This is a genomic window from Comamonas sp. (assembly GCF_036666375.1).
In the GTDB taxonomy this organism is placed as follows: Bacteria; Pseudomonadota; Gammaproteobacteria; order Burkholderiales; family Burkholderiaceae_C; genus Comamonas.
In genome coordinates, this window is sequence record NZ_JAVWWA010000130.1 from 1 (window position 1) to 12647 (window position 12647).

The window sequence follows — 12647 nt, forward strand, 5'->3', positions numbered from 1 at the left end:
AGGCTTTTCATTTCTTATTTACCGGACCTGACATGTATTTGCTTCGTATCCCGTTTCCCACCGTCGCCGCGGCCATCATGGCCACGGGCTTTGCCGGCATTGCCGCCGCACAAGAGACCAAGGCAATGGATACCGTGGTGGTGACGGCTTCGGGCTACGAGCAGCTGATCAAGGAAGCACCGGCGTCTATCTCCGTGGTCACGCGCGAGGAACTCGAAAAGAAGGCCTATACCAACCTGCATGACGCGCTGCGCGACGTGCCCGGCGTGATCCTCACGCCCTCGGACAACAACTCCAACGACATCGCGCTGCGCGGCATGGGCGCGAACTACACGCTGATCCTGGTCGACGGCAAGCGCACGAATTCGCGCGAGACCCAGACCAACGGCAGCACCGGCACCGACCAGAGCTGGATTCCGCCGCTTGAAGCCATAGAGCGCATCGAAGTGGTGCGCGGCCCCATGTCCTCGCTCTACGGCTCGGACGCGATGGGCGGCGTGATCAACGTGATCACGCGCAAGGTGGCCAAGGAGTGGCATGGCTCGCTGCGCGCCGACGCGACGCTGCAGGAGCGCTCGACTTCGGGCAATGCCTACCAGAGCAATTTCTATCTGTCGGGCCCGATCAAGGAGGACCTGCTGGGCCTGAGCATCTACGGCAACTACACCCAGCGCGAGGAAGACCGGATCTATCAGGGCTACAACGACTACGACAACCGCGCAATCAACGTCAAGCTCGCGCTGACACCCAACAAGGACCACGACGTGATCCTCGAGCTGGGCACGGCCAAGCAGCATTTCACCTCGACGCCAGGCATGACGCTGCTCGATTCGGAAGCGCTCAGCGACCGCAGGTTCGAGCGCGAAAGCTACTCGCTGCAGCACAAGGGCCGCTGGGGCTGGGCCACTTCGGACACCTATGTGCAGCAGGAAGAAACGCGCAACATCGCGCGCGACATGACGATCAAGAACACGGTGTTCAACAGCAGCTGGACCCTGCCGCTGGGCCAGCGCAACCTGCTGACCACGGGCGTCTACTACAGCGAGCAGGACCTCAAGGACACGACCACCAACACCTTGCCGGGATCGAGCCGCAGCACGGCCGATCGCAGCCAGTACGCGGTGTTTGCCGAAAACGAATGGCGCCTGCGCGACGACTTCGCGCTGACCGGCGGCCTGCGCTACGACCACGACAGCCAGGCCGGCGGCCATGTGAGCCCGCGCCTGTACGGCGTCTGGACCGTCGATCCGCGCTGGACCGTCAAGGGCGGCGTGTCCTCGGGCTTTCGCGCGCCGTCGCTGCGCCAGACGCTGGGCGACTGGGGCCAGTCAAGCCGCGGCGGCAACATCTACGGCAATCCCGATCTCAAGCCCGAGACGTCGCTGACCAAGGAAATCGGCCTGCTGTTTGATGCCGGCAACGGCACGACGGCCGGCCTGACGCTGTTCGACAACGATTTCAAGGACAAGATCACGCGCATTGCCTGCCCCACATGCGGTCCGCTCAACTCCTCGGGACGCGTGCCGACCACCAACGTCAATGTCGACAAGGCGATCACGCGCGGCATCGAAGCCACGCTGGGCACGCAGCTGACGCAGAACCTGGGCCTGACCTCGAGCTATACCTTCACCACTTCCGAACAGAAGAGCGGTGAGTTCGCGGGCAAGCCGCTGAACCAGCTGCCGCGCCACCTGCTCAACGTGTCGCTGGACTGGAACCCCACGGGCCAGATCAACGGCTGGACCAAGGTGTCCTACCGCGGCAAGGAAAGCGACAGCTCGGGCGCGGCCTCGTCGGGAACGTTCAACCAGAAGAGCTACGCGATGCTGGACCTGGGCGGCTCGTACAAGTACAGCAAGACCGTGACGCTGTACGCGGGCATCTACAACCTGCTCGACAAGGAAGTGCTGTACGACGGCGTGAACTACGACTCCGTGCTTGACGGGCGCCGCTACTGGCTGGGCATGAACGTCAAGTTCTGAGCACCCCCTGAGTCCCCCCGAGCCGCCTCGCGGCTCCTCCATTTCCCTGCAGGATGAGACACCCATGAACTTCATGACTTCGCGCCGCCACATCGCCATCGCCCTGACCGCCGCCGCCTGGGGCATTTCGGGCGCCGTCGGCGCCGCCACGCCAGCCCAGCCCGCCCAGATCACCGTGCAGCACGCCAAGGGCCAGGCCACGGTGCCGCTCAAGCCGCAGCGGGTCGTGGTCTACGACCTGGCCGCGCTCGATGTGATGCATTCGCTGCAACTGCCCGTGGCCGGCGTCGCCAAGGCCGAGTACCCCGACTACCTGAAGTCCTACGCCGACGCCAGGTACCAGGCCGCGGGCTCGCTGTTCATTCCCGACTTCGAGGCGCTGAGCCGCATCCGGCCCGACCTGATCGTCGTTGCCGGCCGCTCGGCCGCCAAGTACGACGTGCTGTCGAAGATCGCGCCCACGCTGGATCTGAGCGTCGACGGCAAGAACCTGCTGGGCGACATGCAGCGCAATGTCGACACGCTGGCCAGCCTGTACGGCAAGCAGGCCCAGGGCCGGCAGCTGATGGCCAAGGTGCGCGCCGAAGTCGAGGCCCTCAAGGCCGTCGCCGCCCAGGCCGAACCCGGCCTGCTGGTGCTGGCGGTGAACACCAACATGAGCGCCCAGCCTCCGGGAGCGCGCTTCGGCCTGCTGCACGACGTGCTGGGCATCAAGCCGCTGCTCGCGGCCGACGCATCCAAGCCGCGCGGCGTGCCGCTGAAGATGGACGACATCGCCAGGCTGGATCCCGCCTGGCTCTATGTGATAGACCGCAATGCCGCCACGGGCACGCAGACCGACAAGGAAGGCAAGCCCGTCGTGCCGTCCCGGCAGCTGTTCGACAACGCCCAGATCCAGGGAACGCAGGCCGGCAAGAACGGCCGCGTGGTGTTTCTCGACCCCAAGGGCTGGTACCTGCTGGGCAGCGCCGGGCCTACGGCCATGCTGCACAACGTGGCGCAGATCAAGGCGGCTTTGGCCGGCAGGTGAAAGCGGCGGGTGCGCAAGAAGATCGTGCCCTGAAACGCCCTTCGACGCGGCCGGCCAGGCAGGCTCAGGGCGAATGGTGTGGAAAAGTCAGAACGCAGATATCGATCACCGTTCGTCCTGAGCCAGGTCGAAGGATGAACGGCCTGCCCGACAGCGTCGGACCTGCGTCATGCCAGTCCTCCAAGCTCAAGAGGCCTGATCCGCCTGCGCCTCGTCCAGATCCAGCTGCTGCAAATGCTTGGCCAGCTGCGCCCAGGCCTGAGCGGCTTCTTCATTCTTGGCCCACGCATGGCAGCTGGCCGCCATCATGGCCGTGGGCGCATGGTCGGGCTGGAGATCGAAGGCGCGTTCGCACTGGGCTGCGGCATTGGTCCACATCACGGCCGCGTTGGCCGAGCCTTCCTTTTGCAGCGCATGGGCTTCGGCCATCCAGGCCTGGGCCAGGCGCAGCGCTGCGGCGTGCTGCTCGGGATCGGCCTGGTGGGCCTTGGCGAAGAACGCGCCGGCCTGCTGCCACAGCGCACGCGCCTGCGTGAAGTCCTGCGTGGCCACGGCCTGGGCCTGGGCGACAAGGTCGTTGCCGGATTGGAGAAGGGTGGCGTAGTCAGCAGCGGTCATGGCGGGCAGAGAATCGGCGAAACGAAAATGCCGCCGATTGTGCGCGAAACCAAACGCCTGCGCGATCAGTGCAGTTTCAGCCGCGGATCGGTGCGCCGGCCTATGCGGTCGCTGAGCATCAGCAAGGCCGTGCGGAACACGCCGCACAGCGCGACCTGGTGCATGCGGTACAGCGAGATGTAGAACATGCGCGCCAGCCAGCCTTCGACCTTGACCGTGCCCATCAGGTTGCCCATGAGATTGCCCACGGCCGAGAAGTGCGACAGCGAGACCAGCGAGCCGTAGTCGCGGTAGCGGTACTCGGGCAGGGGCTGGCCCTGCAGGCGCTTGGGCAGCGACTCGGCGAGCAGCGAGGCCTGCTGGTGGGCCGCCTGGGCGCGCGGCGGAACGTTCTTGCCGCTGCCGTCGTCCATGGGGCAGGCCGCGCAGTCGCCGAGCACGAAGATGTCGTCGTCCAGCGTGGTCTGCAGCGTGGTGCGCACCACCAGCTGGTTGATGCGGTTGCTTTCCAGGCCGTCGAGGTTCTGCAGGAAATCGGGCGCCTTGATGCCCGCGGCCCAGACCTTGATGCTGGCCGGAATCACCCGGCCGTCGGCGGTTTCCAGCTGCTCGGCGGTGACGCGGCTCACGGCGGCTTCGGTGATCACCTGCACGCCGAGCTTTTCCAGCGTCTGATGGGCGTCGCGGCCGATGCGTTCGGGCAGCGCCGGCAGCACGCGCTTGCCGGCGTCGAGCACGGTGATGTGCAGGTTCTCGGGCGCGATATTGCCCAGGCCGTAGTCGGACAGCTGCTGCGCGGCGCTGCGCAGTTCGGCGGCCAGCTCCACGCCCGTGGCGCCCGCGCCCACGATGGCAATGCGCAGCTGCGCCTGCTTGTCGTGGCCCGCGTGGGCCGCGAGGTACTTGGCCAGCAGCAGGCGGTGAAAGCGTTCGGCCTGGTCGGGCGCATCGAGAAAGATGCAATGCTCGGCCGCGCCCGGCGTGTGGAAATCGTTGGTCACGCTGCCTATGGCCATGACCAGGGTGTCATAGGCCAGGGTGCGCGCCGGCGCGGCTTCGCTGCCATCGTCCTGCAGCAGCGGCGCGAGTTCTATGGTCTTGGCCTGGCGGTCGAGACCGCACATGCGGCCCATCTGGAACTGGAAATGCTTCCACTTGGCCTGGGCAATGTAGTTGAACTGGTTGTCCGACAGGCTCAGCGAGCCCGCGGCCACTTCGTGCAGCAGCGGCTTCCACATGTGGGTGAGGTGGCTGTCGACGAGTATGACTTCCGCCTGACGGCGCTTGCCCAGGCGCTGGCCCAGCCGCGTGGCCAGTTCCAGTCCGCCGGCGCCGCCGCCGACGATCACGATGCGATGGGTCATGGATGTTTTCCTTGGTGGCCGCCCGCAGGGTGCGGGCTGGCAGAGAGGCGGCTGGCCCAAGCAGGTCGCCGTCCCCCAATCCCCTGAAGATAATCCGAGTCGCGTCGAGGCAGGGTGCAGCCCTTGATTGCCCTGCGGCAATTCAAGGGTAAACCCTAGGTTTTCCGCAATTTCCGACTTAGAACCGCGGCAGGTCGGGGTGGCTGATCTGCCCGCCGCGCACCAGCATCTTGCCGTATTCGGCGCAGCGGTGCAGCGTGGGAATCACCTTGCCCGGATTGAGCAGGCCCTGCGGGTCGAACGCCGCCTTGAGCGCGAACATCTGCGCGTTTTCCTCGGCGCTGAACTGGGTGCACATGGAGTTGAGTTTTTCCACGCCCACGCCATGCTCGCCCGTCACCGTGCCGCCCATGGCGACGCTGGTCTCGAGGATGTCGGCGCCGAACAGCTCGCAGCGGTGCAGCTGGTCGGCATCGTTGGCATCGAACATGATCAACGGGTGCAGGTTGCCGTCGCCGGCGTGAAACACGTTGGCGCAGCGCAGCTGGTACTTCTGCTCCATCGCCTGGATGGCCAGCAGGATGTCGGCCAGGCGCTTGCGCGGAATGGTCGAGTCCATGCACATGTAGTCGGGGCTGATGCGTCCGCTCGCGGGAAACGCGTTCTTGCGCCCGCTCCAGAAGCGCAGGCGCTCGGCCTCGTTCTCGCTCACGGTGATGGCCGTGGCACCGGCGTCGCGCAGCACGGCGCTCATGCGGCCGATTTCCTCGGCGACTTCCTCGGGCGTGCCGTCGGATTCGCACAGCAGGATGGCTTCGGCCGTGAGGTCGTAGCCGGCCTTGACGAAGTCCTCGACGGCCGCGGTCATGGGCTTGTCCATCATTTCCAGCCCGGCCGGAATGATGCCCGCGGCAATCACTGCCGCCACCGCCGCGCCGGCCTTGCGCACGTCGTCGAAGCTGGCCATGATGCAGCGCGCGAGCTGGGGCTTGGGAATCAGCCGCACCGTGACTTCGGTGATCACGGCCAGCATGCCTTCGCTGCCTATCACCGCGGCCAGCAGGTCGTAGCCCGGCGTGTCCAGCGCCTGGCTGCCAAAGGTGATGGGCTCGCCGGCCATGGTGAAGCCCTTGACCTCGAGCACGTTGTGCACCGTGAGGCCGTACTTGAGGCAGTGCACGCCGCCCGAGTTCTCGGCGACGTTGCCGCCTATGGTGCAGGCGATCTGGCTCGACGGATCGGGTGCGTAGTAGAGGCCGAACGGCGCCGCGGCCTCGCTGATCGCGAGGTTGCGCACGCCGCACTGCACGACCGCGGTGCGGCTGTAGGCATCGACCTGGAGAATGCGGTTGAACTTGGCCAGAGACAGCACCACGCCCAGCGCATGCGGCATCGCCCCGCCCGACAGCCCCGTGCCCGCGCCGCGCGCGACCACGGGCACCTGCAGCGCATGGCAGGCCTGGAGCACGGCCTGCACCTGGGTCTCGGTTTCGGGCAGGCACACGACCAGCGGGCGCTGGCGGTAGGCCGTGAGGCCGTCGCATTCGTAGGGCGTGGTGTCTTCGCTGTGCCACAGCAGGGCGTGCGCGGGCACATGCGCGCCCAGCGCCTGCACGATCTGGGCCTGGCGGCGCGCGCGCTCGGAAGGCGAGGGCGCGGCGGTGGCTGGGGATTCGGTGTTCATGGCTTGAGACTTTAGCGAAGACCTGGCGGCGTGGCGTGAGTTTTCTTGCACGTCTGCATGAAATTAGGCACGCGCCGCAGCGGTCGCGCGCAGGCTTTCCATCAGCAGTTCGCTGGCCGGGGTGGGCGCGCGCCCGCGCAGCGTGATGATGCCCACATGCGGCAGCTCGATAGGCACCTTGAGCTTGAGTATGCGCACCAGCCCCTGCTGGGCGAAGTGCTCGGCAACGCTGCGCGCCAGAAAGCCGATGGCCGGCCGCTGGTGCATGCCCGACAGCGTGACCAGGAACGACGAGGTCTCGATGATGTCCGTGGGCGACTCGAGCAGATGCTTGTGGAACATCTGCGCCAGCTTGGAGCGCGACGAGGCCCAGGGCGGGGGCACGACCCAGGGCAGTTCGGCGAGCATCGCCCAGCTGGGCCTGGCCGCGCCGGCCAGCGGGTGCTCGGGGCTCACGACAATGCACATCGGCTCGGCGTAGAGCGACTCGGTCTCCAGGTCGGGCGACGCATAGCCGGGCTCGAGCCGGCCGACGATCAGGTCGAGTTCGCCCACGCGCAGCCGCGGCAGCAGCCGCGTCAGATCGCCTTCCTCGACCATCACCGTGGTGCGCCGCGAGCGCTCCTTGACGCGCAGGATGGCCGGCATCAGCAGGCTGGGCAGGGCCACGACCATCGCGCCCACGCTGGTGCGGCCCACGCCGCCGCTGTCGGCGGCGCTGATCTCGTCGCGCGTGCGCTGGTAGTCGGCGAGCACCGAGCGCGCAAAGCGCACCACGGTGACGCCGTGGGGCGTGGGCTCGGTGCCGCGCGTCGAGCGCACGAACAGCTGCAGCTCGAACATCTTCTCGATTTCCGCCAGCATCTTGGACACCGCGGGCTGGGTGATCGAGAGGAATTCAGAGACCCTGCCGAGATGGCGGAACTCGTCGAGCGCGACCAGCAATTGCAGGTGGCGCAGCTTCAGATTGGAACGTAGAACGCGATCGATCTGGCTCATGGGGCAGGGGACAGCGCTGGCCTCTTCATAACCTGTTCATTATGAAGACAGTCCGCTATTTCATTGGAAAGCAATCATTATCTTCAGAATAATCGGCCGGGCTGACCCTAGAAAAACTATTCGGAGACAACGATGAAGACTTCCCGCCCCCTGGCACGGCGCCAGTTCGTGCTTGGCGCCCTGGGCGCCGCTGCGGTTGCCGCCGTGCCTGGCCGCGCTCTTGCGTCCACCTACCCGGAACGCCCGATCACCTTCATCTGCCCCTGGCCCGCGGGCGGCACGGCCGATCGCTCGATGCGCATCATCTGCCAGATCGCGGCGCGGGAACTGGGTCAGCCCATCGCCCTTGAAAACCGCGCCGGCGCCTCCGGCATGATTGGCACCAAGGCGCTGTCGTCGGCCCGGCCCGACGGCTACACCATAGGCCAGATCCCGATCTCGGTGACGCGCTTCTCGCAGCTGGGCACGGTGCAGCTCGATCCGCTCAAGGACTTCACCTATCTCGCGCGCACCTCGGGCCAGACTTTCGGCATTGCCGTGCCCGCGCGCTCGCCTTTCAAGTCGCTGCGCGACGTGGTGGCGCGCGCCAAGGCCCAGCCCGGCACCGTGACCTATGCGCATGCGGGCATAGGCGGCGCAACCCATGTGGGCATGGAGCAGTTCGCCCAGGCCGCGGGCATCAGGTTCAACGCGATTGCCTACAAGGGCGGCTCGGCCGCGCTGCAGGACGTGCTGGGCGAACAGGTCGATCTGCTGGCCGACAGCAGCTCCTGGGCGCCGCATGTCGAAGCCGGCAAGATGCGCCTGCTGGCCACCTGGGGCGAGGAGCGCACGCCGCGCTTCAAGGACACGCCCACGCTCAAGGAGCTGGGTTTCGACGTGGTCGTCGAGGCGCCCAATGGCATAGGCGCGCCCAAGGGCCTGCCGCCGGCAATCGAGAAGCGCCTGCGCGATGCGTTTCGCGCCGCCGTCAACAGCGAGGAGTTCCGCAAGGTCGCCGAGAGCATTGACGCGCCGGTCATGTACCAGGACGGCCCCGACTACCAGAAGTACATCCAGAGCGTCTTCCAGCAGGAAACCGATCTGATCCGCAAGCTCAATCTCAAGGAGCTGATGGCCAAGGGCTGAGGCCCTGATACGTCGGCGTTTTCCACCCCGCTTGCCGCTTTCTCATGAACAACAGTCCCCTGCTGCGCCTGCACCCGAACGACAACGTGCTGGTCGCCAAGACCGCCATAGCGCTGGGCGAGGCGATCGCCGAATTCGGCGTGCGCGCCCGCGCCCAGATTCCCGCGGGCCACAAGATCGCGGCGCGCGCCATTGCCGCCGGCGAGCAAGTGCTCAAGTACGACACCGTGATCGGCGTCGCTGCGCGCGACCTCGAGGCCGGCGACTATGTGCACAGCCACAACCTGACGCTGGTCGACAGCTACCGCGACCCGGGCTTCTGCCAGGACGTGCGTCCCGTCGACTTCGTTCCTGAAGATCAGCGCGCGACTTTCCTGGGCTTCGAGCGCGCGGGCGGCGGCGTGGGCACGCGCAACTTCATCGGCATCCTGTCGTCGGTGAACTGTTCGTCGACGGTGATCACGCGCATCGCCGCGCACTTCACTCCCGAGCGCCTGGCCGGTTTTCCCAATGTCGACGGCGTGGTCGCGTTTGCGCAGACCAGCGGCTGCGGCATGTCGTCGCCGAGCGAGCATTTCGATGTGCTGCGGCGCACGCTCGCGGGCTATGCGCGCCATCCCAATCTCGCGGGCGTGCTGATCGTCGGCCTGGGCTGCGAGCGCAACCAGGTCAGCGCGCTGGTCGATTCGCAAGGCCTGCAAGCCGGCCGGCTGATGCGCACCATGGTGATGCAGGACGTGGGCGGAACGCGCCAGACCATAGAAGCCGGCATTCGCGCGATCGAGGAAATGCTGCCCGAAGCCAATGCCGCACGGCGCACGCGCGTCAGCGCCGCCCACCTGAAGATAGGCCTTGAATGCGGCGGCTCCGACGGCTTCTCGGCGATCACCGCGAATCCCGCGCTGGGCGCGGCGATGGACATTCTGGTGCGCCATGGCGGCACGGCCATCCTGTCGGAAACGCCCGAGATCCACGGCGTCGAATTCATGCTCACGCGCCGCGCGATCACGCCCGAAGTCGGCCAGAAACTGCTCGATCGGCTGGCATGGTGGGAGCGCTATGCGGCCGGGCAGAACGCGCAGTTCAACGGCGTGGTGGGCCACGGCAACCAGGCCGGCGGCCTGGCCAACATCTTCGAGAAGTCGCTGGGCTCGGCCATGAAGGGCGGCACCACGCCGCTGCGCGCGGTCTACGAGTACGCCGAGCCCATCACCGAGCCCGGCTTCGTGTTCATGGACTCGCCAGGCTACGACCCCGTGGCCGCGACCGGGCAGATTGCCAGCGGCGCGCAGCTGATCTGCTTTACCACGGGCCGCGGCTCGATGTTCGGCAGCAAGCCCGCGCCGACCATCAAGCTGGCGAGCAACACGCCCATGTTCCGCCGTCTCGAGGAAGACATGGACATCAACTGCGGCGTGGTGATCGACGGCGAACTGACGGTGCCTGAACTGGGCCAGCGCATCTTCGAGCAGATCCTCTGGCATGCCTCGGGCGAGCCCACCAAGAGCGAGCTGCTGGGCCTGGGCGACCACGAGTTCGTGCCCTGGCATCTGGGCATCGTAAGCTGATTGCCGCACCCTTACACCCCTATTTTCTAGACCCGCCATGCCCTTGACTCTCTCCCGCCCCGAACTGCAACGCACGGGCAACTTCATCGCCGGCGAATGGCTTGCGCCCGAAGCCGGCCGCAGCCTCGATGTGACCGACCCGGCGACCGGCGCCGTGATTGCCGCCGTGCCCGATTCCAACGCCGCCGATGCACGCGCCGCGGTGGACGCCGCGCACGCGGCCTTTCCCGCCTGGCGCAGGACCCCGGCCAAGCAGCGCGCGCAGATTCTCAAGCGCTGGAACGATCTGGTGCTGGCCCACCAGGAAGACCTGGGCCGGCTGATCTCGCGCGAGCAGGGCAAGCCGCTGGCCGAAGGCCGGGGCGAAGTCGCCTATGCGGCCAGCTACATCGAATGGTTTGCCGAGGAGGCGACGCGCGCCAACGGCGAAGTGATTCCCGCGCCCGTGCCGGGCCGGCGCATGTTTGCGCTGCGCGAGCCGGTCGGTGTCGTAGCCGCGATCACGCCCTGGAACTTTCCCGCGGCGATGATTGCGCGCAAGATCGCCCCGGCACTCGCCGCGGGCTGCACCGTGGTCTGCAAGCCCGCCGAAGACACGCCGCTGACTTCGCTGGCGCTGGTCGCGCTGGCGCACGAAGCCGGCGTTCCGCCCGGTGTGCTGAACATCGTCAGCGCCTCGCGCGAACGCACGCCCGAAGTCGTCGACGTGTGGCTGGACGACGCGCGCGTGCGCAAGATCACCTTCACGGGCTCCACGCCCGTGGGCAAGCACCTCGCGCGGCGCTCGGCCGATACGCTCAAGAAGCTGTCGCTGGAACTCGGCGGCAATGCGCCGTTCATCGTGTTCGAAGACGCCGATCTGGACGCGGCAGTGGAAGGCCTGATGCAGGCCAAGTTCCGCAACGGCGGCCAGACCTGCGTCTGCCCCAACCGCGTGTTCGTGCATGCCGCAGTGCACGACCGCTTTGCCGAACTGCTGGTGGCGCGCGTCGCCGCGCTGCAGGTGGGCCCGGCGAGCAATCCGGCCTCGCAGATCGGCCCGATGATCAACGACCGCGCGGTCCAGAAGATAGAGCGCCATGTGCAGGACGCGGTGGCGCGCGGCGCGCGCATTCTCACCGGCGGCACGCGCCTGCCCGCATTGGGCGCCAACTACTTCGCGCCCACGGTGCTGGTCGATGCCGATGCGACCATGGCCTGCGCCTGCGAGGAAACCTTCGGTCCGGTCGCGCCGCTGACGCGCTTCAGCGACGAGGCCGAAGTCATTGCCGCCGCCAACGACACGCCGTTCGGCCTGGCCGCGTATTTCTATACCAACGACCTGCGCCGCGTCACGCGCGTGGCCGATGCGCTGGAGACCGGCATCGTCGGCATCAACGAAGGCGCGCTGGCCGCCGAGGCCGCGCCTTTTGGCGGCGTCAAGGACTCGGGCTATGGCCGCGAAGGCTCGACCCACGGCCTGGACGACTACCTGCACACCAAGTACGTCTGCCAGGGCGGGCTGGACGCCTGAGCCCGCGGCCGCAGCGATGCGGCCCATCCACCCCTACCTGACCTAACGAGCAAGCCAGGACCACAGCACCGAGATCCAACGCAGGGCCCGCAGCATGGAGCGGGGCGCTGCGCACCCGGGGAACCGCCCCATGCCGCAAGAGCAATTACAACCGGAGACAAGCACCATGAATTCTTCCACCTCTTCCACATCTTCCCGACTGAGCCGCCGCGGCCTGCTGATGTGCGCCGCAGCCCTGGCCTGCCCGCTGGGCGCGCCGCTGGCCCACGCCGAAAGCGTCTACCCCGCCAAGCCGGTCACTCTGCTCGTGCCTTACCCCGCCGGAGGCGCCAACGACGCGGTGGCGCGGCTCATAGGCCTGAAGATGGGCGAGAACCTCAAGCAGCCCGTGGTCATCGACAACCGGCCCGGCGCGGGCACCACCATAGGCACGGCGCTGGCCGCCAAGGCACAGGCCGACGGCTATACCCTGGTGCTGGGCTCGCTGGCCAGCCATGCCGTGAGCCCGCATCTGTACGCCCGCCCCGGCTACGATGCGGTGGCCGACTTCGCGCCCATAGGCATGATAGGCGTGGTACCCCTGGTGCTGGTCGTGGCCCAGGACTCGCCCTATACCAACCTGAAGTCCCTGGTGGAGGCGGCGCGCAAGCAGCCCGGCCAGCTCAACTACGGCTCGTCCGGCAACGGCTCGCCGCTGCACCTGGGCGCCGAGCTGTTCAAGCAGCGCGCCCAGCTGCAGATCAACCATGTGCCCTACAAGG

At 67.2% G+C, this 12647-nt stretch carries 10 protein-coding genes; 6 read left to right on the forward strand and 4 right to left on the reverse strand.

Annotation, left to right across the window (positions count from 1 at the left end):
• Positions 1-32 precede the first annotated feature (32 nt).
• A complete protein-coding gene (locus RR928_RS22005) occupies positions 33-1982 on the forward strand; it encodes a ligand-gated channel protein (RefSeq protein ID WP_442881438.1) in 1950 nt (649 codons plus the stop codon).
• 64 nt (positions 1983-2046) lie between these two features.
• Positions 2047-3012 carry a siderophore ABC transporter substrate-binding protein gene (locus tag RR928_RS22010; protein WP_332534732.1) on the forward strand — a complete coding sequence of 322 codons (966 nt, stop codon included), beginning with the start codon at positions 2047-2049 and terminating at the stop codon, positions 3010-3012.
• Between the two features lie 186 nt (positions 3013-3198).
• On the opposite strand, the gene RR928_RS22015 is transcribed toward RR928_RS22010, so the two are convergent.
• The 4 genes from RR928_RS22015 to RR928_RS22030 all read right to left on the reverse strand — a co-directional run bounded on the left by RR928_RS22015 (position 3199) and on the right by RR928_RS22030 (position 7677).
• Complete coding sequence (locus RR928_RS22015) at positions 3199-3630, reverse strand: hypothetical protein (protein ID WP_332534733.1); 432 nt, start codon at positions 3628-3630, stop codon at positions 3199-3201.
• 65 nt (positions 3631-3695) lie between these two features.
• On the reverse strand, positions 3696-4994 hold the full coding sequence (locus RR928_RS22020) for an NAD(P)/FAD-dependent oxidoreductase (protein WP_332534735.1): 1299 nt from the start codon (positions 4992-4994) through the stop codon (positions 3696-3698).
• A 178-nt stretch (positions 4995-5172) separates the two neighbouring features.
• The gene (locus RR928_RS22025; protein WP_332548088.1) at positions 5173-6678 is read right to left on the reverse strand and encodes an FAD-linked oxidase C-terminal domain-containing protein; all 1506 of its coding nucleotides are present in this window, start codon (positions 6676-6678) and stop codon (positions 5173-5175) included.
• Between the two features lie 63 nt (positions 6679-6741).
• Complete coding sequence (locus tag RR928_RS22030) at positions 6742-7677, reverse strand: LysR family transcriptional regulator (protein ID WP_332534738.1); 936 nt, start codon at positions 7675-7677, stop codon at positions 6742-6744.
• Positions 7678-7809: 132 nt separating this feature from the next.
• Here RR928_RS22030 and RR928_RS22035 point away from each other — a divergent pair, with 132 nt between their 5' ends.
• The 4 genes from RR928_RS22035 to RR928_RS22050 all read left to right on the forward strand — a co-directional run.
• A complete protein-coding gene (locus RR928_RS22035) occupies positions 7810-8805 on the forward strand; it encodes a tripartite tricarboxylate transporter substrate binding protein (RefSeq protein WP_332534740.1) in 996 nt (331 codons plus the stop codon).
• Positions 8806-8849: 44 nt separating this feature from the next.
• Positions 8850-10373 (forward strand): UxaA family hydrolase, encoded by a 1524-nt coding sequence (locus RR928_RS22040; RefSeq protein ID WP_332534742.1) that lies wholly within the window; start codon positions 8850-8852, stop codon positions 10371-10373.
• Positions 10374-10410: 37 nt separating this feature from the next.
• Complete coding sequence (locus tag RR928_RS22045) at positions 10411-11886, forward strand: NAD-dependent succinate-semialdehyde dehydrogenase (RefSeq protein ID WP_332548089.1); 1476 nt, start codon at positions 10411-10413, stop codon at positions 11884-11886.
• Positions 11887-12052: 166 nt separating this feature from the next.
• The coding region (locus tag RR928_RS22050; protein WP_332684272.1) for a Bug family tripartite tricarboxylate transporter substrate binding protein at positions 12053-12647 on the forward strand (595 nt) is incomplete at its 3' end.